The organism is Corynebacterium sp. HMSC065D07 (assembly GCF_001810695.1).
Taxonomy (GTDB): domain Bacteria; phylum Actinomycetota; class Actinomycetes; order Mycobacteriales; family Mycobacteriaceae; genus Corynebacterium; species Corynebacterium hesseae.
Window position 1 is genome coordinate 152,954 of sequence record NZ_KV802476.1, and the last position, 22,047, is coordinate 175,000.

Below are 22,047 nucleotides of genomic sequence, written 5' to 3' on the forward strand. Positions count from 1 at the left end.
GCCCGAATGCCTCCCCCAGAAGAGGGTCTCAACCGCGTTGACCGCCAAAAGGGCAGGTGGGAGGTCGCTGTCGCGAGTGCGGGAGGCGGCGTGACATACTGGGCGGGTGGCATCTGAAGATAAACCAAAGATTTTTGAGGACGCGCGCGATATCACCCTGACGGTGGGCGTCATCCTCATCATGATGTTCCTGGCGGTTGGCGCAACGGGACTGTGCTCGATCAACCCGGAAAAGCCGGGGCCCGTGCAGAACGTGGATGCCGCTACGTTTCTGGAAATGGAGGCGCGCGGCAGCGGGGCCGTCATCAGGGAGCCCGTCATGCCGGAGGGCTGGCAGCCTACGGCTGCACGGCGCAAGGAGATGGGCGGCGAATCCGGTGCCGTGGTGAGCTGGCTTACCGCCGAGGAGGGCTACGTGGAATCGGCGCAGACGCAGTTGGCGCTTGGCGATGTCCCCTCGGCCTACGACTCCAACTATCGTGGCAACTCCGAGCGGCGTGAGGTGGCGGGCCACGACGTGGAAATCCTGAGCAGTGACGATAAAGATGTGCGTCCACTGTGGATTACTGACTTGGGTGATGCCCGCCTCGTTCTTACGGGCTCTGCCTCCGACGCTGATTATGAGACGGCCCTCACCGCCTTCGCGGAAGCTGAGCCGCTCCAAATTGCTGAGGATGGCAGCGTCGTCAGCGAGTAAATAGTTAGCGGAACGTCACGCTTTGAAGCGTTTCATCCCACTCCACCTCGACGGCATCGCCGGCGGCACTGGTGAGAGACTCCGGGTCGAGCCCACTCAGGCGCGTCTTGCCCAGGTAGACATCGACCTTTTCGTGTTGGGACTTGCCGGGGAAGAGGGTAATTTCGATGAGCTTATCAGCGCTAAAACGCAGGACGATGGAGCCGGAGAAATAGCTGATTTCCTCTCCGCTCACGGTGTGCGGCGGGCCGAAAAACTCCTCGACGAGCTGGCGTGAATCTCCAAAGACCATGGATCCCGCTCCGCCCGACTTGGAGACGAAATCGACGCGATCCCCCGGGTAGCCGTAAATCTTCATTTAATCCTCTCCTGCTTCTGCATTGGCGGTTGCGCTATCGGCGCCCTCGGTATTCTTGCGGAGGGCTTCCTCTACGCGCTTCGATGCGCCGTCGAGGTGCGCCTCGCAAGCTTTTGCTAGGGCCTCGCCGCGCTCCCAGTATTTAAGAGACTCGTCCAAGCCCATCTGGCCCAGTTCGAGGATCTTTACGGTCTCAATGAGTTCATCGCGGGCTTGTTCATAGCTCAGTTCTTCTACCGGTGGGAACGCGTCCTGGCCGGGTTGGCCGGCACCAATTGTGTCAGTCATGGGGTCAATTCCTTTTCTCTTGTGCTCTAATGAATCGTTTTAATCTGCGGCCTGGGAGGCCATTGCGGCGGCGGTAATTGAACCATCGCCAACGCGGATGCGCAGCTGCGATCCCGGGGGAGACTGCGCATAGCTCGTGACAACCTCTGGTCCGCTACCGTCGCGAGGCAGCACCTGAACGATGGCGTAGCCCCGTTCAAGTGTGGCCGAGGGGCCCAAGGCTGAGACGCGAGCACGCAACGAGGCTACCTGGTTACCTTCGCGATCCAACTGGTGCGTAACTACCCGGCGAATCAGCGCGAGGTTGCGCTCAAGCTCCTCGCGGCGCGCGTTGATTGGCACCATGGGATCGGCGAGGACCGGGCGGGAGCGGATGCTCTCGAGGCCGCGGCGTTCCCTGTCCACCCAGCCGCGCAGCGCTGCCGCTATGCGCGAGCGGGCTTCAGAGATCAGCGCATACTCTTCGGCGGCGGAAGGAACAACGCGCTTGGCCGCATCGGTGGGCGTGGCGGCGCGCAGATCGGCGATATCATCCAGCACCGGGTGGTCCGGTTCGTGTCCGATGGCGGAGACAACCGGGGTGCGGGCGTCTGCCACAGCGCGCTGGAGCGCCTCCTCGGAGAAGGGAAGCAGATCTTCCACCGAACCACCGCCGCGGGCGATGATGATGACATCGACTTCCGGGTTCGCGTCGAGAGTCCGGAGCGCGTCAATCACCTGGGTAACGGCAGTGGCTCCCTGGACAGCAGTGTTAATGACTTCGAACTGAACCGCTGGCCAACGATCCTGCGCCACGGAGAGCACATCGCGCTCGGCATGGGACCCGCGGCCGGTAATGAGGCCAATCTTCTTCGGTAGATAGGGAAGCGGCAGCTTACGGGAAGCGTCGCACAGACCCTCCTGACGCAGCCGCTGGCGCAGCATCTCTACCCGAGCAAGAAGGTCACCAATACCGACGTGACGGATCTCCGTGACCCACAGGGAAAAACTTCCGCGTCCGGCGTAGAAGGCGGGCTTGCCGTAGACCACGACGCGGTCGCCATCCTTGAGCGGTGAGGGGGCGTTGCGGATGAGCGAGGTGTTGCATGTCAGCTGAACAGATTTTTCCTGTTCGACATCACGCAACGTGATGTAGGAGAGCTTCCATGTTGGCTTCATGTTCAGCTGGGTGATCTGCCCCTCCACCCAGAGGAAGCCGAGGCGCTCGATCCAGCCTTTGACTTGGTCATTGACCTTGCCGACGGGCCACGGCGTTTCCGCGGAATTGGCCGGTTGGTTCACGCGCAGTCCTTTCTCTTGAGTGGTCTAGTCTCTCGGGTATGTTCCGTCCAGTGTAAGAGGCGTGCCGGACATCTGGTGCTACCGGTCGAGCCTGGCAAGCTGTAACTACAGTATGCGCGCGACTTTCGATACTCTGGGAGCCATGACTGAAACTGCAAAGAAGGTGCTCCTGGCGGCTCCCCGCGGCTATTGCGCCGGCGTGGACCGTGCTGTTGAGACAGTGGAAAAGGCGTTGGAGAAATACGGCGCCCCTATCTACGTGCGCAAGCAAATCGTGCACAACCGCTTCGTTGTTGAATCCCTGGCTAAGCGTGGTGTCATCTTTGTGGAGGAGGCTTCCGAAGCCCCTGAAGGCGCTCACCTTGTATTTTCTGCACACGGCATTGCGCCGACGGTGCGCAAGGAAGCGGAGGAACGCAAGCAGTTAACGCTGGACGCAACGTGCCCGCTGGTGACCAAGGTGCACAAGGAAGCACAGCGCTTTGAGCGCGATGGCTATCACATCTTGCTCGTCGGCCACGAGGGCCACGAAGAGGTCGAAGGCACCGCCGGTGAGGCCCCAGAGGTTACCCACTTGGTGGATGGCTTGGACGGCGTCGACAAGCTGCCGGATTTCCTCCACGATGAGAAACTCATCTGGTTGTCGCAAACCACGTTGTCGGTTGATGAAACCATTCAGATCGTCAATAAGCTGCGTGAGCGCTTTCCACACCTGGAGAATCCGCCATCAGATGATATCTGCTACGCTACTCAGAACCGTCAGGAATCGGTGAAGGCCATTGCCCCGAAGTGTGATCTCATGATCGTCGTCGGGTCCCAGAATTCCTCCAACTCAAAGCGTCTCGTCGAGGTCGCCCTAGAAGCAGGCTCTAAGGCCTCGCACCTCGTAGACTTCGCTTCGGAGATCGAAGAAGCTTGGCTGGAGGGCGTGAACACCGTCGGTGTGACGTGTGGCGCATCCGTGCCTGAACTGCTGGTCCGTGAGGTACTGGAATTCCTGGACGAGCGTGGCTACCACGACGTTGAGCAGGTGACGACCTCCACGGAGACCATCACATTCTCCTTGCCGCGCGATCTGCGTCCGGCACGCACCGCGCGTTAATCCTCGTCGTAGAGATTCTCTTCCAGCGGCTGGGAGGACCGCTGGGAGCGCTCCCGTGCGCGCCGCGCATTCTCTGCCGATTCAGCGGCGGCACGGCGGAATTCCTCCCGCTCATCTGCGTCGGGGGAGGCTTGTTTGCGCTGTTCGCGCTCCTCGGCCTGAATACGGCGGCGTTCTTCGCGGTCGCGCTCCCGGACTCGGCCGGAGCCTGTGGCTTCACGAGCAAGGAGCTCGGCTACGGAAAGACGCTCGGAGCGGTTTCGAAGGTCGGAAGCTGCGTCGGTGCGGCGCTTTTCCTGGGCTTCAGCCTCACGGCTCTTCGCTCGATTGTCGCTGCGCCACAGTCGCAGGACTGCGAGTAGTGCGCAGGCAATAACTGTGACAATGAGTACGGGGAAGTGCTGCAGCAGCGGGAATGCCGTGGTGAGAAGCGCGGTCTTAGAAAACGGCGACGCGCCTTCTGGCAAGGCTGACGTGGAACTGATGAAGCCACCGCCCACGGTTCCCAGCGCGTAGAGCAGGGGCAATGAAATTACCAGCATGTAGAGCCCGCGGGTTTCAACCAGCCAGGTGACGGCGAGCGATCCCAGTCCAAAAATCAGGGCGAACGGCAGACCCACGCTGCCAAGCACTCCTGAGACCGTCAAAGCCACGAGCGCTACGACGAGCCCGAGGAGAAGCGCTCGGGTAAGCGGCATCCCGCGGCGGGGAGGGCGGCGACGATTTTTGGCAACTGACACGCCCAGAGAGCTTACCGGGAATGTTGGCCAAACCGTTATTCATTCTGGGCGCGCCGCGGCCAAGAACCGACACGGCGCGGCTCCACGGGCAGACGGTCGACGCGGGCGGGGACGTCCAATTCTTTGAGCCGCCGTGCAGTGACCGAAACGCGCGAATCCAAACTAGCCAGGCTTGCGTTATAGGCCTCGACCGTGCGCTCCAGCCCGCGGCCCACTTTGTCGTAGTGCTCATTAAGAGTGTTGAGCCGGGTGTACAGCTCGCGGCCCAGACGCTGGACCTCGCGGGCTTTATCCGAGATCTCTTCGTGCTGCCAGCTCACCGCAACGGTACGCAAGAGCGCGAAAAGGGTGCTCGGGGTAGCGATGACGATGTTGCGCTCGAAGGCGAACTCGAGCAATTCAGCGTCGATAGACAAGGCCGCGTCCACGAAGGTGTCAGCGGGGACAAAGAGGATCACAAATTGTGGCGTGGGGGAGAAGGCCTCGATATAGTCCTTCGACGCCAGTGCCTGCACGTGGGAACGCATGAGGTGCGCATGGCGGCGTAGGAATCCAGCCCGCTCCTCCGGGTCTTCGGTCTCCATCGCATCGAGGTAGGCGCTGAGCGGTACCTTGGCGTCCACGATAATGCTGCGCCCGCCGGCCAAGTGAATGACCAGATCGGGGCGGACGAGCGAGCCATTGATGCGGGCGTTCACCTGAGAATCAAAATCCACGTGCTTGCGCATACCGCCGAGCTCGACGACGCGCTCGAGCTGCACCTCGCCCCAGCGTCCCCGAACATTCGGGGAACGCAGTGCGCCGACCAGCTTGTCCGCGCGATCAGACAGGCGTGTCGACGTGCGGGTCACCGCTTGTACTTGGCTGCTGAGTGCTGCGAGCGATGTCGCCCGATCCTCCTCGATTTCTTGGAGCTGGAGGCCCAAACGGTCCATGGCCTTCTCTAGAGGGGCGAGTTCTGCTTGGCGGCGTTGAGACTCTTGAAGTGCACGGTGTTCCTCTGATGGCTGGGCGGACTGTGCGGAATAGGCGCGGGCCAGCCAGCCCAGAGCAGCCCCGATGATGAGGCCGAGGAACAAGAGCACTACGGGAAGGGAAGACGTCATGCCTGTCATCATGGCACGCGCCCCGGACATGGAGGCTTAGCTCTTGTCTTTTGATTGCAAAATCTGTTCGAGAGCGCCAATCGCTCGCTTGATTCCCGCGCGGGCACCGCTATCTCGTTCGCTGAAGTCTGCGTCAACGTCGACATCGATCTTTTGGTCCAACGGGCTTGTGCCGTCGTGGGCTACATCTTCCGCAGCGCCTTCGGGTGCGGCGTGGTCCGGGATGGACAGCCATTGTTCGCGCTTCCGGTCGCCCTGCTGCTGTGTGTAGCGCCCGATGAGGAAGCCGGCGACCGTTGAGAATTCCAAGTCTTCGGCGGTCCTTTCGCCGGACTGGAGCATCATCATGTCTTGGAAGTAGCGGTAGACCACCGCGATGGTCGCCGCCGCCGGAACGGCGAGGAAGCCGCCGACGAGGCCGAAGAGCGCGGAACCTACAGTCACAGAGATCAACACGATGACCGGGTGCAGGTTCATGGCCTTCGATTGCAGCCACGGGGAGAGCACGTTGCCCTCAAGCTGCTGAACTAAAAGGACCAAGCCAAGAACGAGCAGTGCTTTGGTAAAGCCCAAGGAGACCAGCGCGATGGTCACGGATAGCGCACCAGCCACAATCGCGCCCACGAAGGGGATAAAGCCGGCGATGAAGGTGATGATGGCCAGCGCCATGGCCAAAGGCACCCCGATGAGGGCGAGGCCGAGGCCGATAAAGATGGCGTCGACAAGCGAGACCACCGCCTGCGCCCGGACGAAACCGCCTAGCGTGGTCCACACACGGGTGAGCAACTCGGTGAGGTGCCAGCCGGTCCGGCGGCCCGTGGCCTGGCGCAACCAGGGGAGGAAGTTGTGGCCATCTTTAAGGAAGAAGAAGGTCAGCACCACGATGATGAAGAGCGTGACCACGATGGAGGTCGCCGTGCCAATTCCTGTGAACACGGAACCCGCAATTGAGCCGGCCTGGCGCTGCAGCCACAGGGCGATCTCATCGATGTATTGGCCGATCTCATCCGGATCGAGGTTGAGCGGTGGACCCTGTGCCCATAGCTGCAGGCGCTGAATGCCTTCCGCAGTTTGCAGGTACAGCGTTTGGGATTGCCGTGCAAAGTCCGGAGCAATGAACATGAAAAGCGAGCCCACCGCAGTAAAAGACACGAGGATGGTCACTGCCGCAGCCAGGGCCGACGGCAACCCCTTGCGCCGCATGGCGCTCGCAACAGGGGCAAGCACGGTGCAGATGATGAGCGCAATGAGAACCGGCAAAATGCCACGCCAGAAGTTGCCCAGCATGCGGAACGAGGCATAGAGGAATAGCCCAATAATGGTCAGGCGCAGTGCCCACAGCGATGCGGACTTGATGACCTCGCCGACCACCACGGAGCGATCCACTTGGTTGCCTGGCGGGTGCGGCGAGACTGCGTTCAGTGAAGCAGCATCGACGGAGTCATCGAAACGCCCGCCGAGCGCTGCCTCAGCGGCGGCGAACTCAGAGGAAGAGGCGTTGGGGGATGGCTGATCAGAACTCACCCCACCATCTTGCCTTAAAAGATCCGGGGTGCGTTAGGATTGGCCCCGTGAGTCTTACACTTGGAATCGTCGGCCTGCCCAATGTGGGCAAGTCCACTTTGTTTAATGCCCTGACCCGTTCCGACATCTTGGCGGCGAATTACCCGTTTGCCACCATCGAGCCCAATGTCGGACTAGTGGAGCTTCCCGATTCCCGCCTGAACCGCCTCGCGGAAATCTTCAGCTCCGAACGTATCCTTCCGGCCACCGTGTCCTTCGTGGATATCGCCGGGATTGTGGAAGGCGCTTCCAAGGGTGAAGGCATGGGTAACGCCTTCCTCGCCAATATTCGTGAAGCTGATGCCATTTGCCAGGTAGTGCGTGCCTTCGCTGATGAGAACGTCATCCACGTCGACGGCGAGGTCAACCCGGCACACGATATTTCGGTCATCAACACCGAGCTCATCCTCGCGGACCTCCAGACCATCGAGAAGGCCCTGCCGCGCTTGGAAAAGGAAGCGCGCAAGAACAAGGATCTGGCAGAAACCGTTGAAGAGACCAAGAAGACCCAGGCCATCTTGGAGGATGACCGCACCCTCTTCGCTGCTTCCAAGAGCAACGAGATCGACCTGTCTCTCCTGCGCGAGCTGCACCTCATGACCGCGAAGCCCTTCCTCTATGTCTTCAACTCGGACGAGGCTGTCCTCACCGATGAGGCCAAGAAGGAGGAGCTGCGCCAGCTCGTAGCCCCGGCGGAGTGCGTCTTCCTCGATGCCCAGACTGAAACCGAGCTCCTTGAGCTCGACGAGGCAGAGGCTCTGGAATTGCTGGAGTCTGTCGGCCAGGAAGAGCCAGGCTTGGCGACGTTGGCCAAGGCCGGCTTCGCCACCCTCGGCCTGCAGACCTACCTGACCGCTGGCCCGAAGGAAGCCCGCGCATGGACCATCAGGCAGGGGTCCGCGGCACCGCAGGCCGCGGGTGTCATTCACACCGACTTCGAGAAGAAGTTCATCAAGGCAGAAATCGTCTCCTTCGACGACCTTGATGCTGCTGGCTCCATGGCGGAAGCCCGTAACGCCGGCAAGGTGCGCCAGGAGGGTAAGGAATACATCATGCAGGATGGCGACGTCTGCGATTTCAAGATCGGCGGCTAGCTCGTGCGCTCATAGCGCGTAGGCTGTGGGCATGAGTATCGCCCACATCCTAGACCGAGCAGCACATGCCACGCAGTGGCAAGAAGCCCTGTACAAGGACCTTCACCAGCATCCTGAGCTCAGCATGGAGGAGGAGCGCACCCGCGGCGTCATCGCGGGCAAGCTCCGGGAGTTTCCAGGGGTTGAAGTGCTTGAACTCGGCGGGGGAGTCGTCGGCATCCTCCGCAACGGTGAGGGTTCGACCGTTTTAGAACGCGCTGACTTCGACGGCCTGCCCGTCACTGAAGACACTGGCTTGGACTACTCGGCCACGGGCGAGGTTATGCACGCCTGTGGCCACGACACCCACGTGACCGCCTTGCTTGGTGCCACGGAAGCGATGGCGAAGGCCACTGACGCGTGGTCCGGTACTTTCATCGCGCTCTTTCAACCGGGCGAGGAAACCGCGGAGGGTGCACAATCCATGGTGGACGCGGGACTTACCGGCAAAGTCCCCACGCCTGACGTGGCCTTTGGCCAGCACATCTTTATTGATAAAAACGCCCCGGCCGGCACCGTACTGATTGCGCCCGGCCCGGTCTTGTCGACAGCGACCTCACTCACGGTCACCGTTTATGGCCACGGTTCCCATGGTTCGATGCCACACCTCAGCGTCGATCCAGTCGTCTTGGCCAGCTCCATAGTGTTGCGGCTGCAGACCGTCGTGTCCCGCGAAGTCGATCCTCACCAGTTCGCCGTACTGACCGTCGGCGCGCTGCAAGCGGGGTCGAAGGCCAATATCATCCCGGATTCGGCCACCCTGCGCATCAATGTCCGCGCCTATAGCGAGGAGATTCGAGAGCAAATCGTTGAGGCCATCCACCGGATCGTCAACGCCGAGTGCCAGGCAGCGATATCCCCACGTGAGCCGGAGATCACCGAAAGCGATAATTACCCGCTCACTGTCAACGATGAGGAAGTCACGAACAAGGTGCGCGCGCAGCTTGTCGACGTCCTCGGAAGCGACAACGTCCTCGACATGGAACCGTGGACCGCATCGGAGGATTTCTCGAGGATCCCCGATGCCTTTGGTACTCCGTATTGCTTCTGGGGTTTTGGCGGGCGTACTGATGGCGCGTCCATTCCTAACCACAACCCGCGTTTTGCTCCGGAGTTGCAGCCGACGCTCAGCACCGCGACGCAGGCGCTCATCGCCGCGGCCTACGCCTACCTGGGAAATTAATCTTCCATCGCCGATTGGAGCACGGAGAGCACCGTGCGCCGTGCCGCGGAATCATCGAGGTGGGAATCCACCAGCGTCACGAGTGCTTCAAGCACCAGCAGAAAAGCAACGCGCGAGGCATCCTGCAGCTCTGCACGAAATGTCCCATCCGGGGAGGGGATGACCAGCGTGTAGGAGGCGAGCTCCGCCAAGGGCGAGGAGGTAAACGAGGTCAGCGCGATGAGCTTCGCGCCCGCCTCGAAGGCTGCGGTCGCGGCTTTGAGCGTGAGCGTGGTCGACCCTGAACCGGAAACGACGAGGCACACGCACTCTGCGTCTAGTTGCGTCGCCGCGATGTGCTGGCCCATGGCCTCCGCCACGAACTCGGCTGGGCGCCCGATGCTTGTGAGGCGCAGCGCCATGGTCTGCGCCAAGGGAGCAGAGAGGCCATTGCCCACGAGGAGAACACGCTTGGCCTGCGCTACTGCCTCTACTGTCGCGGCTAGCTCATCCTCGTTGAGCAGGGAAGTAAGCCCATGCAGGTAGTTGCTGAAGGAGGCAATCTCGGTACTCATGCGGCCGACGTGGGTGGAATCGGCACCCGCCGGCGGGGTGGGGCGCTGCGCAATCTCCTGCGTGAGCGCCACACGCAACTGCTGGTACCCGTCGTAGCCCAGCGCTTTCGCGGTGCGGATGACGGAGGTACGGGACGTGCCTACCTTGGCCGCCAGCTGGTCCGCAGTGGCGTGCAGGACGAAGTCCATGTCTTCGAGGATTGCCTGGGCCACGCGTTGTTCGATGGGCTGCAGGCTCGGCATGCGCGTGGTGATGTGCGCGGAGAGTGGGGCGGAATCAGTCATAGGGGTATCTATCAGGTGAATTTGGCGGCCACGATGCGGCGGCGGATAGCGCCGGAGATGGCGTCGATGGACATGGTGATGACGATGACCACGATGAGCAGGACGCCGACGACGTCCCACTGGCGGTACTGCGTATAGCCGGTGAGCATGTCACCGATGCCTCCCACGCCGATGAGGCCGAGGACCGCGGAGGTACGCACGTTGATCTCAAAACGGTAGAGCGCGAGCGAAGCCAGCTCCGGTTGGACAATGGGCCAGGTTCCCCAGCGCACCATTTCTGCCAGGCTGCCGCCGGCTGCCTTGACCGCGTCGGCCGGGCCAGTCGGTGCGGTTTCAATGGCCTCATAGGTCCACTTCGCGTGCGTGCCGATGCCGCCGATGGCCAGAGCTAGCGCGCCCGTAAACGGGGTTAACCCGGTGACGGTGAGGATAATGATGGCGATGATGATCTCCGGTACCGCGCGGATGATGGCAAACAGCGCGCGCAGTGGTAGGCATACCCACCCCGGGGAGACCGTATTGGCAGCTAGGACACCGAGGATGGTGGAGAGGAACACGCCGAGCAGCGCACCGATCCAGGCCATCGCCACGGAGCGCCAGGTCTGCAGGAGGGCCTCACCCAGCTTGGACCAGTCCGGGTTGGAGAACATGAGCACGAGGTAGTGCCAGATGTTCGAGGGCAAATCTTTAAGAGCCGTCAGATCAACGCGAATGTAGCCAAAGGACAGCGCCAAGATCATAAGGATTCCGGCCCACGCAGCGAAGACTCCCCAGCTGCGGGAGCGGGAGGGAAGTACATGTGCAGTGCTCATCGCAGCCTCTTTCGCAGGTTGACGGACACGATCTCCAGGGCGATGACCACGACGAGCAGCTCGAGCACGATGGCGGAGAGTGCGTCATAGCGGTAGAAGCCGCGGACTTCGTCGATCAGCAGGCCAATGCCACCAGCGCCCACGAGGCCGAGGACCGCGGAGATGCGGACGTTGAGCTCGAGGGAGTAGATCACCTGGCTGGCAAAGACCGGCCAGGTCTGCGGCAGGGCAGTAACCCGGTTGATCTGGGTTTGCGTGCCGCCGGCGGCGCGGCCGGCCTCCATATAAGAATCATCTGCGGAGTCGATGGCTTCGGAGACGAGCTTGACCACGATGCCGACGTCGAAGAGCACCAGCGTGATGATGCCGGGCAGGGCACCGACGCCGAGCATGGCCACGAGGATGGTGGCGTAGACCAAGTCGGGCACCGCGCGGACAACGTTGACGATGCCGCGCACTAGCGAGCGCCACGGTGTCGATGGGTTGGTGGGCCGCGCCGCCCACAGGGATAGGGGCAGAGCGATGACCGCGGAGATGGCGGCACCGACGACGGCCATGGCGAGGGTTTCAAGCATCGGCTCCCACGTGCGCGGGAGGATGGACCAGTCGGGGCTGAACATCAGGGCCAAGCGGTCGGCGCCGTTGCGCCAGTTGCGAGCGATCTGCCCAAAGTCGATCTCGATTCCGCCCCAGGCGGGGACGCAGGTGGCGATGGTGAGCGCGAGAAAAGCAGCCAGCCCGCCAAGGATGCCGGGCCAGTTGCGCTGCCGTGGGGGAAGTACCGCCGTCATGCCCGGCTCTCCTGACTTCCCAGCTGGTCTTCCTCGCGGATGCGGCGGCCGTAGATGGCTTCGAAATCCTCCACGGTGGAGCCCGCGGCGGGCCCATCGAAAACTATCTTGCCGTGGCGAATGCCGATGATGCGCGAGGCGTAGTCTTGCGCCAGATCCACCAGGTGCAAGTTCACCAGGGTGGTCAGGTCCCGCTCGGTATTGATGCGGCGTAGATCCTTCATCACGGAGTGGGCAGTGGGCGGGTCTAGGGAGGCGACGGGTTCATCGGCCAGCATGATCGCCGGCTTCTGGGACAGGGCGCGGGCGATGGCCACGCGCTGCTTCTGGCCGCCCGACAAGGCGCCGGCCTTATTCCACGCCTTGTCGAGGATCCCTACGGAGTCGAGGGCTTCGGCGATGATTGCTTTGTCCTCGGCGGTAGAGATTCCCAACAGGGTGCGCCAGCTGGGATTGTGAGAAAAGCGCCCGACGAGGACATTGGAGAAGACGCTCGCGCGGTCCGCCAGGTTGAACTCCTGGAAGATCATGCCGATGCGGCCGCGCAGCTTCCGCAGCTGCGCTCCCTTCGCCGCAGAAATCTCGTGGTCGCCGACGAAAATCTTGCCGGATGTCGGTTGCACGAGGCCGTTGATGCTGCGGATGAACGTGGATTTGCCAGAGCCGGACAGGCCGACGATGGCGACGAATTCGCCGGGAGCGATGTCCACGGAGACATCGTCAAGCGCCAGCGTTCCGTTGGGGTAGCGCACCGAGACATTCTCGAAGCGGATTCCCCACGCTTTCTCCTCCATCATGGGTGAAGCCTTTCTGAGTAGGGGCGTCAGGCTACTGGGCGAAGCGCTCGTTGACCTTGCGCGCCATATCGATGGATTCCTGCTTGGCGGGAACCCAGTCGGTGATGTCGAAGATGGCGGACATGGTGTCCGGGTCAACCTCGGAGAAGCCGTCCATGAGGTCGGTGATCTGGCCGCGCAGATCCTCCGGCACCTCATCAGAAATCACGACGCCACCGTTGGGGTACATGTCGGTGTAGCCGAAGACCACGAGCTTCTCGGCCAGATCTGGGGCCTCCGATGCGTCGATGGTGGAGCGCGCATCCCAGAAGCTGAAGCCCACCTCGGCATCGCCGTTGTAGACCGCCATGATGGAGGCATCGTTGGAGGTCACTGGCACCTTCTTGAGGCTGTCGACGTCGATGCCCTGGGATTCCATGGCCATGACCGGCAGCTGGTATCCGGCGGGGGAGGTAGCACCCAGCATGGCGACGGTGGTCTCCCCATCGATCTTCTTGAGCGCCTCGAGGCCCTTCGGACCCTGGCCCTTGTTCTCCTCCGGGGTGGCGGTGCCGTTGCAGTACAGGTAGTCGGCACCGCTGGCAGCATAGGTGGAGGCCACCGGCTCGTCCTCGCAGTACTTGTCGGGGTTGTTGGTGACGAACTGGCCGGCGTAGGAATCCGCGCCGAAGCGCTCGTCCTGCAGCACGGCGTGAGCGCCGTACATGTCTTCGGCGGAGGCCAGCTGCGCGGCGGAGGCGATGGCGATATCTGCTTGGCCGGAGCCGATGGCCTCGACGGCGGCCTGGTAGTCCTTGGTCACGACCCCCTCGACCTCGATGCCGAGCTCCTCAGAGAGGTAGTCAGTCAGCGGCTTTGCGGTGGTGACGAGATCGTTGACCTTCTCGTTCGGGATGAGTGCGAGGGTGAGCTTGTCGGGGGAGTTCGAGCCATCGGTTGAGGAGGAGTCAGAGGAGCAGGCGGTCAAGGAGAGCGACAGTGCAAGGGCGGAGGCAGCGAGGGCGGAGAAACGGCGCATGAGAATGTCTTTCTGTGTCGAGGGGTGGAGTGCTAGAAGGCGGAAGATAGTTCAGAAAAGATGTCGGTGACGCGCTGAGCGCGCCACGTGGGGTTGGCGTCTGCGGGGGTGGCGAACGGTGTTTCCAATAGAACGGTGTGCCCGCCACGGGCAGCCACGGGAGCGAGATCGAAATCCCAGATATCGCCGAAAGCGATGATGGGGCTATCGGGGAAATCAGATTCGAGGATTCGAGTCAAGCCGTCGGGCTTGCCCACCCTCGTGTAGATGGCGTCGAAGGAGTTGCTCAGCCCCAAAACCTTAAGCGCCTCTGCGAGGCCAGTTTCGGGGGAGTTGGTGGCGAGAACCACGCGGCCGGGATACGAGCCTAGAAACTCGGCGAGGCCTTCGGGCGCTGTGATTCCGGTGTCCGCAAGGTTTAGTCGGGAGGCCATGTAGGCCTGTTGGCAGGAGTCCTCCGGGGCATCGCAATCCGTGGCGAGGCTGCGGACGAGGTCGTAGCCGTCGCGATAGTGCACTAGGGAGGCGTCGTTCGTTGAGAGCATATGCTCGGCGGTGTGGGGGATGGAGTGGTTTCCGGTTGCCTCCCCGATGTGGCGAGCATAGGCCAGCACGGGCCCGTGGCCCAGGCTAACGGTGCCATCGAAATCGAAGAGGAGAACTGGGGGAGATATGTCTTTGGACATGAAGTACAAACTAACGACGGTTTATGTACTTTACGACCACACGCGGTAAACAATGCGTGAACAGTACGTACACACTTGCCTTTGGTACCCTGACTCACGGTAAATAGAAATTTTCCTCAGCGAGGGACATATAGAAAGACGCACATGTCTCTTCCAACCGAGCAACTGCTGCTCGAACGCTTCATGAAGCTCTCCATCGCCACCGCAGTGGCCACGATCGCGCTCAAAGTCGTCGCTGCTGCGGCGACGGGATCGGTGGGCTTTCTTTCCGACGCCCTCGAATCCGGCGTGAACCTCGTAGCCGCCGTCGTGGGGTTTGTGGCTATCAAAATTGCGGCGAAGCCGGCAGATGCAAACCACCAGTTCGGCCACGGCAAGGCCGAGTATGTTTCCGCGTTGGTAGAGGGCGCGATGATTTTCGTGGCCGCCGCGATGATCATCTACACGGCCATCCGCCGATTTCTGGCTCCGCAGCCGCTGGAGCAACCTGGGCTCGGCCTCTTACTGTCACTCATCGCCTCCTTGCTGAACTTGGGCGTGGGCCTCCTGCTCGTGCGCGCAGGCAAGCAACACCGCTCAGCTACCTTGCAGGCGGACGGAAAGCACTTGCTTACCGACGTCTGGACGTCCGTCGGCGTCCTCCTCGGCATTGGTGCGGTCGCACTGACTGGCTGGCTGTGGTTGGATCCCGTCATTGCGCTGGCAGTGGGCATTAACATCTTGTGGACTGGGTATAAGCTGCTCAAGGAATCCTTGAGCTCCCTGTTGTCGGAGTCCCTGCCCAAAGAGGAACACGCCAAGTTGGATGCTTTGCTCAATGAGCTGGAGGGCCGTCACGATGTTTCCTTCACCTCACGCCGCACGGTCGCGGCAGGGCGCCAGCGCCTTGTTTACCTCACCATGGATGTTCCCGGCGAGTGGACGGTGCTGCACTCGCACACAATCGCCGACCGCATCGAAGACGCCATCGATGAGCTTTTTCCCGGCGCCGAGGTCTTCATTCACGTCGAGCCCGAAGGAACGGTTCATCGCCGCATCCTACGGATGCCGTAAGCTGGCTACACCGCGCCCGCCTTCCATGACCCACGGCCAACTGAGGCCATTTCGAGTGAGGACGTTTGCTCGGATCTCATCGGGCACGATCCAATCCTTGTTGGCATAGCCCAGCAGGTATTCGTCGAAGGCGGGGAGTTCGAGCCGGATTTTTAAGGCACCGTCGATTTCGCTCGCGGTGACATCCTCCTGCCAGCCCGCCATCCACAGTGTCTGCCCGTCATGGCTAACGGTCGTGGCCTCCGTGCTCGCAAGAGCCTTGGCAGCCTGGGATTTGCTGAGCTTGGACCATGTTTGGAGGTCGGCTACGGATACGGGGCCGTGGCCTTCGACATAGCGCTGGGCTAGCTCTGAGAGTGGCTTCTCTGGCTTGCGCTGGACGCTAGGCAGCGCGTCGACATGGAGGAAGGTCTCTTGGTTGCCAGCTTTTGGGCCCTGTACCAAGTCACCGGCACCGCCGAATGCGCGGAGTAGGTGGGAGCCCCTGCCTTCTGTGGGGTTCACTCCAGCCTCAGCGAAAATCTCGTAGACTTCCGTGCGAGTGAGAGGCTCGGTGGCTGCGCCATGTAGTGCTTCCGAAGCTGCTGCCACCATGTCTTCGCTGAGCCCCAAGCTCGGTCGCCGAGATTTCTGGCTGGAGGCCACGCGCGGATAGAGCAAGCGGGACATCCAGCGGACGTCGGCGGCCGGCATGAAGTGCAGCGTGCCGCGCTGTGGCCAACAGCGCACCACGCGATAGTGTCCAACTTCACCGAGCACCTCTTGATCAGTGCAGCCGGCGCGAAGGGCAAGTGCTGTGATGCCGGCATCGTAGGTCTGACCCTGCAGAGCGAGGAGATGCTCAGCGACGTCCAGCGCCGAGGCGAGCTGTGATCTCGCGGCCGATGGGGCGAGACCTTGAGCAATGAGCCGGCGTGCTAGAAGTTCGTCGCGGTTAAGTTCCTTCATGGCTGTCTACATTAGAGCCGGAAGGTCTTCATCAGCTGCATGCCCGTCGATACCAGCTGGCGGAAGCGCTCCGGTGAGACGTACTCCGACGGCGCAAGTGGGTGCAGGCGCTGCTCGGCCACGGTGCGCTCGTTGGCCCACAGGCGCATGCCGGTAATGCCGTGGCGGTGGTTCAGGCCAGATTCCTTGACGCCTCCACCTGGCGCGGCGATAGAACCGTAGGCGGCGGCGAAGCCTTCGTTGATGTTGACCATGCCGGCCTCTAGCTGGGAGGCAACCTTCCACGCGCGGCGGGAGTTTCCGGACCACACTGAGGCAGAAAGACCGTAGGTGGTGTCATTGGCGCGCTGGATGGCTTCGGCATCGGAGCTCACCGGGTATACCGCCAACACTGGGCCGAAAGTCTCGGTGGCATAGAGATCCATCTCTGGGGTCACGCCGGTGAGCACGGTGGGCTCATAGAAGAAGGGCCCAAGATCCGGCCGAGCCTTTCCGCCATAAACCACGGTGGCGCCCTTGGAAACGGCGTCCTCGACGTGGGCGACCACGGCATCGAGCTGGCGCTGCGAGGTCAGTGAGCCGATGGTGGCAGCATCGGAGAATGCCGCCCCGAGCACTTGCTGGTCCAGAGCGTTCTTGAGTTCTGCGAGGAACTCCTCAAAGACGCTCTCGTGGACATAGGCGCGCTCGGCGGACATGCACAGCTGCCCGGAGGAGGAGAAGGCGGTGCGTACCGCACCTTGGGCGGTGGGTTTAAGGGGGGCGTCGTCAAGCACGAGCATCGGGTTCTTGCCGCCCAACTCCAACATGGTGGGGATGAGGCGCCCCGCGGCCCGGGTGGCAATCGACTTGCCAGCCTGGGTGGAACCGGTAAAGGAGAGGCCATCCACCAGCGGAACCAGGGCGTCACCCACCTCGGCACCCCGGCCGGGAACCAGCTGCCAGGCGGCCTCCGGAAGGCCCGCCTCAATGGCGAGGCGCCGAAGCAGAATTGCCGTCAACGTGGTCTGGGAGTCCGGCTTGTGCACCACGGCATTGCCGGCGGAGAGCGCTGCCAGAACATCGCCCACACCCAGGGACAGTGGGTAGTTCCACGGGGAGATGAGCCCCACCACGCCCAGCGGGTAATGCTGCGTGCGTGTCTTGGTCAGTACGGGAAGCGCGCCGGGGTGGCGGTCGTTTCCGAAAGCTTTGCAGATGTTGACGGCATAGAAGCGCGCGCAGTTATACAAATCCATCAGCTCGTCATAAGCATGGGAGCGGGATTTGCCATTCTCGGTCTGGATGAGGTCGAGGATGAGCTCCTCGTTCTCGTGGACGAGGTCGTGCAGGCGCAGCAGGATGGCGGCGCGGTCGCCTTGGCCAACGCCGGCGCGCGCATAGGTGACTGCCTTCTCGACGTCCCCGGCGGTGGCGACGGGGAAGCTAAAGAGCTCGTCACCGCTAAACGGCGCGTGGGCCTGGTGCTGCTCACCCGTGCCGCAGACATCGCGGGCGGGGTCCGTATCCAAGAAATTGTGCACTCGCTGGGGCAGGCGTGTCTGAGTGAAGGTTTTCATGCGGTCTATTGTCCCAAAAATATGGGACGCCGCTATGAGTTTTTCGAGATTTGTCTCACAAACTAAACTAGTTGTGGTTAGGATGACGCTATGCCAATCCTCGCGACCACTCCACAGGCCCAGGTGCGTTCGGCCGTTGAGCCGCTCGTCAGGTCTGGTGAAAGCCCAGCGCCCGTCGGCGTTATCGACCTCGATGCATTCGACTACAACGCTGTACAGATGCCGACCCGCTCCGGGGGACTGCCCATCCGCGTGGCCTCGAAGTCAATACGCAGCGTGGCGGCACTACGCCGTGCCCTCGAGCATGAGGGCTACCGAGGCATCCTCGCGTATTCCGTTCCGGAGGCGCTGCATCTGGTCGGGGAGGGTTTCCGCGACATCGTGGTGGCCTACCCGAGTGTTAATCGGAAGGCCCTGCGTGAGCTCGCCGCAGATGACACGGCGCGCGAGTCCATCACCGTCATGGTGGATAGCGTGGAGCTGTTGAGCCTGCTCGAGGGTTCTGTACGCGTGGCCATCGATATTGACTGCACGCTCCACTTGCCGGGCGCGGTCATCGGCCCGCGGCGCTCGCCCGTGCGCACTCCGGAACAGGTCTCAGCGCTGGCGCGTGAAGTCGTTCGGCGCGGGCACAGGCTTGTGGGGCTCATGGCTTATGAAGGGCAGGTGGCGTCCGTAGCGGATGGCCTGCCGGGGCCGGTGGGAGCGGTCAAGCGTTGGTTGCGTTCAAAGTCCATGGCGGACCTCGCCCCGCGGCGCCGAGCCTGCGTGGCGGCCGCGCGGGAGGTAGCGGACATCGAATTCGTCAACGGCGGTGGCACGGGCAGCCTCCAAGAATCCGCGGCCGAGGGAACCTTGACCGAGCTGGCCGCAGGCTCTGGTTTCTATACGCCAGCGATCTTCGATGATTTCACTGGCATTAACCACAAGGCGGCCGCGTTCTTCGTCTGCCAAGTATCCCGTGTGCCCGCGCCGGGCTGGGCCACGGTCAACTCCGGCGGCTGGATCGCCTCGGGCCCTCCCGCGAAGGATCGCGTTCCGGTTCCGGTGTGGCCAGCAGGGCTGAGCTACTCCAGCACGGAGGGCGCCGGTGAGGTGCAGACCCCGCTGCGCGGGGCTGACTTAGAAGTCGAGGACCTGGTGTGGTTCCGCCACGCCAAAGCCGGCGAAATGACAGAAAACGTCGACCGCCTCCTCGCCGTCGGGCACGACGGCGTTGATGTATGGGACACCTATAGAGGACAAGGATGGACACTCCGATGACAACCACATTTAGCAATTGGGCAGGATCGGTCACCACGAAACCGCAGGAGTTTGTACAGCCCTCCCGCATAGACGAGATCCCCGGAATCATTAGCCGCGCCCGCAGCGTGCGTGCGGTGGGTGCCGGCCACTCTTTCACGCCTATCGCGGCGGGGGAGGAGACGATGCTCAACCTCGACCACGTGAGTGGGCTGGTGAGCGTCGATAAGCAGCGCAAGCGCGTTCGTTTCCTCGCGGGCACCCGCCTGCGGGACGTGCCTAAACTGCTGCGCCCATTCGGGCTTGCCCTGGCCAATCAGGGAGATGTGGACCCGCAGTCGCTAGCGGGTGCGATTTCGACCTCGACCCACGGCACCGGCATCAATTACACGGGCTTTGCAGGCACGGTCACGGGGCTGACGCTTATCGACGCCGACGGCAACGTCCGCACCTATTCCATCGACGAGGATCCAGAACTACTTCGCCTCGTGGTGGTCAGCGTGGGCGCGCTCGGCGTGGTCGTCGAAGTCGAAATGCAGTGTGTGGATGCCTTCGACCTGCTGGCAGAGGAGTCCGGCATTGCCTTCGATGAGTTGATGGACAACTGGGAGGAGCTCTCCCGCAGCGTCGACCACTTCGAGTCCTATTGGTTCCCGCATACCGACCGCGCGATGGTCAAGGCCAACACGCGCCTCGAACCGAATGGGGAGCGCCGCTCACGGCTCAAAGCACTTATCGACGACGAGCTCATTGGCAACGGCGCCTTTGCCGCCGCCTTGGCGTTGGGGCGCCTGATTCCGGGAACGATTCCGACCCTTAATAAGTTCGCCACCTCGGTGATTTCCAATAACCGTTACCGCGCCGCCGCCCATGACGTGTTTGTCAGCCCGCGCCGGGTGCGCTTCCACGAGATGGAGTACGCGGTGCCGCTTGCCGACGGCCCCGCCACCGTCCGCGAAATCCGTCGCTTCATCGACGAGCAGGATTGGCGCATCGGATTTCCGATGGAGCTGCGCACGACGGCCGCGGATGACGTTGCTCTCTCGACGGCATCGGGCCGTGAGTCGATGTACATTGCATTCCACATTCCGCGTGCGTTGAATCCGCAGGACTACATGCCGAAGCTGGAACCCATTTTCCGCGCGGCCGGTGGCCGTCCGCACTGGGGTAAGATGAATTCCTTGTCCCGAAAGGACTTTGCTCAACTTTATACAAGATTTGATGAGTTCTGCGAGCTGCGTGAAAAGATGGATCCGGAGTGGAAGTTTGGTTCATCCTACCTGCGGAAACTGTTCGGGTAGGGGCGTCGTCAAGCGCAGTGCAACCCGGGGATTGGATTCGAAAGTATCTCTGATCTTTGGTAGCGTGTGGAAGTCTTAATTCCATAACGCTATCGAAGAAGGTGTCTCAAACGTCCTCTGAATCCCAGTCCCTCATTACGCCGACATTCGTGTTTGCGTGGTTGGTAAATTTCGCCCAGTTCACGGTCTTCTATCTGCTTGTGACCATCATGGCGCTCTATGCCGTGGAGCAGTTTCAGGCTTCGGATACGGCGGGCGGGTTTGCGTCCAGTGCCTTTGTGGTGGGGGCGACAATTGCTCGTCTCTTCTCCGGTTACATCGTTGACGCGGCTGGGCGAAAACGCTCGTTGGTGGCCTCGCTTATTGTGGTGGCTGTAGCCATGGCGCTGTACATGCCAGCGCACTCGTTGCCGATGCTTTTTGCCGTCCGTATTTTGCACGGCTTCGGTTATGCGGTGGCCTCGACTGCTGTGATGGCAGTGGCGCAATCGGTGATTCCGGACCACCGTCGTGCCGAGGGGACCGGCTACTTCGCCTTGGGGACGACCCTAGCCACTGCCTTTGGTCCAGCGGCTGGTTTGGCGATTGTCCACCAAGCTGGCTATAACACCGTGTTTATGGTGGCGCTGACGCTTACGGTAGTGGCCTTGGGGTTGGGACTCGTCGTCAAGGCACCGGCGCAGGAGCGTCGAAGCGTCTCCTTTTCCTTGGGAAATATCGTGCACCCAGCGGTGGCGCCTTTTGGCGTCTTTATCCTTTTGGTTGGCGTCGCGTACACGGGCATCATTACGTTTCTTAACGGCTACTCCTCCCATGCAGGCTTGGAGAAGGGCGCTAGCTACTTCTTCCTGGCCTATGCGGTGGTGAGCCTCATTCTGCGCTTTGTGCTGGGCAAGCTGCAAGATCGTCGCGGTGACAACATCATCATCTATTCCTCGCTCGTCTTCTTTATTGCTGGCTTGGTAGTCCTTGCTCTGGCTGCAGCTGATTGGCAGATCATTGCTGCGGGTGCCTTGGTGGGCTTTGGTTACGGCTCAATTCTTCCGGCGGGCCAGGCTATCGCCGTGCGCCTGGTGCCGATGCACGAAATGGGTGCGGGGATCTCGACCTTCTTCTTGCTGCTAGACCTAGGTATTGGCTTTGGTCCGATTCTGCTGGGGCAGATCATCTCCGCGGCGGGTTACTCCGTCATGTACTGGATGTTGGCTGCCTTGATGCTGGTGGCCTCGGTGGTCTACTTCTTCGTTCACGGGCGCAAGGACATCGCGCGCGGTGATGTGCGGTACGAATAAATTACTCACTGGCGTCGCGCTTTCCGACGCCCAGTAGATCCCCATGCCCCACGTGCTACCAACAACGCGCGTGGGGCATTATTCGTTTTGTGCCAGTCACCGCTACTGATTAAGGATCGAACGGCCTAGCTAACCCGTGGTGGCTACCCCCGTTTGTAGTAACGACTTGACGTGAATTTACTACTGGCTATAGCCATGTGCGGTGAGGGTTGGTAGAAACATGAGTTAGAACATTTCTTCTAACTCATGTTTCTCGGG

At 61.7% G+C, this 22,047-nt stretch carries 22 protein-coding genes; 8 read left to right on the plus strand and 14 right to left on the minus strand.

Annotated features, from left to right (window positions below; genetic code table 11):
* Nucleotides 1-106 precede the first annotated feature (106 nt).
* Nucleotides 107-697, plus strand: coding sequence for a DUF4245 domain-containing protein (locus tag HMPREF2760_RS12270; RefSeq protein WP_070530527.1), 591 nt, complete (start codon nucleotides 107-109; stop codon nucleotides 695-697).
* Nucleotides 698-701: 4 nt separating this feature from the next.
* Here HMPREF2760_RS12270 and HMPREF2760_RS12275 read toward each other — a convergent pair whose 3' ends face one another.
* From HMPREF2760_RS12275 to xseA, 3 genes are read right to left on the minus strand one after another with little or no spacing between them, the layout of a single operon-like run.
* Nucleotides 702-1,055 carry a hypothetical protein gene (locus tag HMPREF2760_RS12275; RefSeq protein WP_070597580.1) on the minus strand — a complete coding sequence of 118 codons (354 nt, stop codon included), beginning with the start codon at nucleotides 1,053-1,055 and terminating at the stop codon, nucleotides 702-704.
* Nucleotides 1,056-1,343 carry an exodeoxyribonuclease VII small subunit gene (locus HMPREF2760_RS12280; protein WP_070597582.1) on the minus strand — a complete coding sequence of 96 codons (288 nt, stop codon included), beginning with the start codon at nucleotides 1,341-1,343 and terminating at the stop codon, nucleotides 1,056-1,058.
* Nucleotides 1,344-1,382: 39 nt separating this feature from the next.
* Entirely contained in the window at nucleotides 1,383-2,624 is a 1,242-nt protein-coding gene (gene xseA, locus HMPREF2760_RS12285) for an exodeoxyribonuclease VII large subunit (RefSeq protein ID WP_070597584.1), read from the minus strand.
* A gap of 142 nt (nucleotides 2,625-2,766) precedes the next feature.
* On the opposite strand from xseA, the gene HMPREF2760_RS12290 reads away from it, so the two are divergent.
* A complete protein-coding gene (locus HMPREF2760_RS12290) occupies nucleotides 2,767-3,726 on the plus strand; it encodes a 4-hydroxy-3-methylbut-2-enyl diphosphate reductase (RefSeq protein WP_180952102.1) in 960 nt (319 codons plus the stop codon).
* Here the strand turns inward: HMPREF2760_RS12290 and HMPREF2760_RS12295 are convergent.
* The 3 genes from HMPREF2760_RS12295 to HMPREF2760_RS12305 are packed head-to-tail and all read right to left on the minus strand — an operon-like array spanning nucleotide 3,723 to nucleotide 7,096.
* On the minus strand, nucleotides 3,723-4,466 hold the full coding sequence (locus tag HMPREF2760_RS12295; RefSeq protein WP_246816501.1) for a DUF6542 domain-containing protein: 744 nt from the start codon (nucleotides 4,464-4,466) through the stop codon (nucleotides 3,723-3,725). The two genes, HMPREF2760_RS12290 and HMPREF2760_RS12295, sit on opposite strands and share 4 nt — an antisense overlap.
* 35 nt (nucleotides 4,467-4,501) lie before the next feature.
* Nucleotides 4,502-5,572 carry a DNA recombination protein RmuC gene (locus tag HMPREF2760_RS12300; RefSeq protein WP_070597615.1) on the minus strand — a complete coding sequence of 357 codons (1,071 nt, stop codon included), beginning with the start codon at nucleotides 5,570-5,572 and terminating at the stop codon, nucleotides 4,502-4,504.
* A 36-nt stretch (nucleotides 5,573-5,608) separates the two neighbouring features.
* Nucleotides 5,609-7,096 (minus strand): AI-2E family transporter, encoded by a 1,488-nt coding sequence (locus HMPREF2760_RS12305; RefSeq protein WP_070597588.1) that lies wholly within the window; start codon nucleotides 7,094-7,096, stop codon nucleotides 5,609-5,611.
* 47 nt (nucleotides 7,097-7,143) lie between these two features.
* On the opposite strand from HMPREF2760_RS12305, the gene ychF reads away from it, so the two are divergent.
* Complete coding sequence (gene ychF, locus HMPREF2760_RS12310; RefSeq protein WP_070597590.1) at nucleotides 7,144-8,229, plus strand: redox-regulated ATPase YchF; 1,086 nt, start codon at nucleotides 7,144-7,146, stop codon at nucleotides 8,227-8,229.
* Nucleotides 8,230-8,260: 31 nt separating this feature from the next.
* Nucleotides 8,261-9,451, plus strand: coding sequence for an amidohydrolase (locus HMPREF2760_RS12315; protein WP_070530515.1), 1,191 nt, complete (start codon nucleotides 8,261-8,263; stop codon nucleotides 9,449-9,451).
* On the opposite strand, the gene HMPREF2760_RS12320 is transcribed toward HMPREF2760_RS12315, so the two are convergent.
* The 6 genes from HMPREF2760_RS12320 to HMPREF2760_RS12345 are packed head-to-tail and all read right to left on the minus strand — an operon-like array spanning nucleotide 9,448 to nucleotide 14,394.
* On the minus strand, nucleotides 9,448-10,290 hold the full coding sequence (locus tag HMPREF2760_RS12320; RefSeq protein WP_070530512.1) for a MurR/RpiR family transcriptional regulator: 843 nt from the start codon (nucleotides 10,288-10,290) through the stop codon (nucleotides 9,448-9,450). The genes HMPREF2760_RS12315 and HMPREF2760_RS12320 overlap by 4 nt on opposite strands.
* Nucleotides 10,291-10,301: 11 nt before the next feature.
* Nucleotides 10,302-11,102, minus strand: coding sequence for a phosphonate ABC transporter, permease protein PhnE (phnE, locus tag HMPREF2760_RS12325; RefSeq protein ID WP_070530510.1), 801 nt, complete (start codon nucleotides 11,100-11,102; stop codon nucleotides 10,302-10,304).
* Complete coding sequence (gene phnE / locus HMPREF2760_RS12330) at nucleotides 11,099-11,893, minus strand: phosphonate ABC transporter, permease protein PhnE (protein ID WP_046649249.1); 795 nt, start codon at nucleotides 11,891-11,893, stop codon at nucleotides 11,099-11,101. The genes phnE (HMPREF2760_RS12325) and phnE (HMPREF2760_RS12330) overlap by 4 nt, the downstream gene beginning before the upstream one ends.
* Nucleotides 11,890-12,690: a phosphonate ABC transporter ATP-binding protein gene (gene phnC / locus HMPREF2760_RS12335; protein ID WP_070597593.1), complete on the minus strand. Its 801-nt coding sequence runs from the start codon at nucleotides 12,688-12,690 to the stop codon at nucleotides 11,890-11,892. The genes phnE (HMPREF2760_RS12330) and phnC overlap by 4 nt, the downstream gene beginning before the upstream one ends.
* A gap of 31 nt (nucleotides 12,691-12,721) precedes the next feature.
* A complete protein-coding gene (locus HMPREF2760_RS12340) occupies nucleotides 12,722-13,708 on the minus strand; it encodes a phosphate/phosphite/phosphonate ABC transporter substrate-binding protein (RefSeq protein WP_070597595.1) in 987 nt (328 codons plus the stop codon).
* 32 nt (nucleotides 13,709-13,740) lie between these two features.
* Entirely contained in the window at nucleotides 13,741-14,394 is a 654-nt protein-coding gene (locus HMPREF2760_RS12345; protein WP_070597597.1) for an HAD family hydrolase, read from the minus strand.
* A gap of 144 nt (nucleotides 14,395-14,538) precedes the next feature.
* Between HMPREF2760_RS12345 and HMPREF2760_RS12350 the strand changes: the two genes are divergently transcribed.
* The gene (locus HMPREF2760_RS12350) at nucleotides 14,539-15,447 is read left to right on the plus strand and encodes a cation diffusion facilitator family transporter (RefSeq protein ID WP_070597598.1); all 909 of its coding nucleotides are present in this window, start codon (nucleotides 14,539-14,541) and stop codon (nucleotides 15,445-15,447) included.
* Here the strand turns inward: HMPREF2760_RS12350 and HMPREF2760_RS12355 are convergent.
* Entirely contained in the window at nucleotides 15,433-16,395 is a 963-nt protein-coding gene (locus tag HMPREF2760_RS12355; RefSeq protein ID WP_070597600.1) for a winged helix DNA-binding domain-containing protein, read from the minus strand. The two genes, HMPREF2760_RS12350 and HMPREF2760_RS12355, sit on opposite strands and share 15 nt — an antisense overlap.
* A gap of 11 nt (nucleotides 16,396-16,406) precedes the next feature.
* Complete coding sequence (locus tag HMPREF2760_RS12360; protein ID WP_070597602.1) at nucleotides 16,407-17,954, minus strand: succinic semialdehyde dehydrogenase; 1,548 nt, start codon at nucleotides 17,952-17,954, stop codon at nucleotides 16,407-16,409.
* Nucleotides 17,955-18,044: 90 nt separating this feature from the next.
* On the opposite strand from HMPREF2760_RS12360, the gene HMPREF2760_RS12365 reads away from it, so the two are divergent.
* The 3 genes from HMPREF2760_RS12365 to HMPREF2760_RS12375 all read left to right on the plus strand — a co-directional run bounded on the left by HMPREF2760_RS12365 (nucleotide 18,045) and on the right by HMPREF2760_RS12375 (nucleotide 21,789).
* On the plus strand, nucleotides 18,045-19,217 hold the full coding sequence (locus tag HMPREF2760_RS12365; protein WP_070597604.1) for an alanine racemase: 1,173 nt from the start codon (nucleotides 18,045-18,047) through the stop codon (nucleotides 19,215-19,217).
* Complete coding sequence (locus tag HMPREF2760_RS12370) at nucleotides 19,214-20,497, plus strand: D-arabinono-1,4-lactone oxidase (protein WP_070597605.1); 1,284 nt, start codon at nucleotides 19,214-19,216, stop codon at nucleotides 20,495-20,497. The genes HMPREF2760_RS12365 and HMPREF2760_RS12370 overlap by 4 nt, the downstream gene beginning before the upstream one ends.
* A gap of 101 nt (nucleotides 20,498-20,598) precedes the next feature.
* Nucleotides 20,599-21,789 (plus strand): MFS transporter, encoded by a 1,191-nt coding sequence (locus HMPREF2760_RS12375; protein WP_070530499.1) that lies wholly within the window; start codon nucleotides 20,599-20,601, stop codon nucleotides 21,787-21,789.
* Nucleotides 21,790-22,047: the final 258 nt, after the last annotated feature.

Bases quoted from the DNA above. Each gene is read 5' to 3' on its own strand.
- HMPREF2760_RS12300 (WP_070597615.1), bottom strand. From the start codon at position 5,572: ATGACGTCTTCCCTTCCCGTAGTGCTCTTGTTCCTCGGCCTCATCATC.
- HMPREF2760_RS12275 (WP_070597580.1), bottom strand. From the start codon at position 1,055: ATGAAGATTTACGGCTACCCGGGGGATCGCGTCGATTTCGTCTCCAAG.
- HMPREF2760_RS12340 (WP_070597595.1), bottom strand. From the start codon at position 13,708: ATGCGCCGTTTCTCCGCCCTCGCTGCCTCCGCCCTTGCACTGTCGCTC.
- HMPREF2760_RS12280 (WP_070597582.1), bottom strand. From the start codon at position 1,343: ATGACTGACACAATTGGTGCCGGCCAACCCGGCCAGGACGCGTTCCCA.
- HMPREF2760_RS12315 (WP_070530515.1), top strand. From the start codon at position 8,261: ATGAGTATCGCCCACATCCTAGACCGAGCAGCACATGCCACGCAGTGG.
- HMPREF2760_RS12350 (WP_070597598.1), top strand. From the start codon at position 14,539: ATGTCTCTTCCAACCGAGCAACTGCTGCTCGAACGCTTCATGAAGCTC.
- HMPREF2760_RS12290 (WP_180952102.1), top strand. From the start codon at position 2,767: ATGACTGAAACTGCAAAGAAGGTGCTCCTGGCGGCTCCCCGCGGCTAT.
- HMPREF2760_RS12355 (WP_070597600.1), bottom strand. From the start codon at position 16,395: ATGAAGGAACTTAACCGCGACGAACTTCTAGCACGCCGGCTCATTGCT.
- phnE (WP_046649249.1), bottom strand. From the start codon at position 11,893: ATGACGGCGGTACTTCCCCCACGGCAGCGCAACTGGCCCGGCATCCTT.
- HMPREF2760_RS12360 (WP_070597602.1), bottom strand. From the start codon at position 17,954: ATGAAAACCTTCACTCAGACACGCCTGCCCCAGCGAGTGCACAATTTC.
- phnC (WP_070597593.1), bottom strand. From the start codon at position 12,690: ATGATGGAGGAGAAAGCGTGGGGAATCCGCTTCGAGAATGTCTCGGTG.
- HMPREF2760_RS12345 (WP_070597597.1), bottom strand. From the start codon at position 14,394: ATGTCCAAAGACATATCTCCCCCAGTTCTCCTCTTCGATTTCGATGGC.
- HMPREF2760_RS12365 (WP_070597604.1), top strand. From the start codon at position 18,045: ATGCCAATCCTCGCGACCACTCCACAGGCCCAGGTGCGTTCGGCCGTT.
- phnE (WP_070530510.1), bottom strand. From the start codon at position 11,102: ATGAGCACTGCACATGTACTTCCCTCCCGCTCCCGCAGCTGGGGAGTC.
- HMPREF2760_RS12320 (WP_070530512.1), bottom strand. From the start codon at position 10,290: ATGACTGATTCCGCCCCACTCTCCGCGCACATCACCACGCGCATGCCG.
- HMPREF2760_RS12370 (WP_070597605.1), top strand. From the start codon at position 19,214: ATGACAACCACATTTAGCAATTGGGCAGGATCGGTCACCACGAAACCG.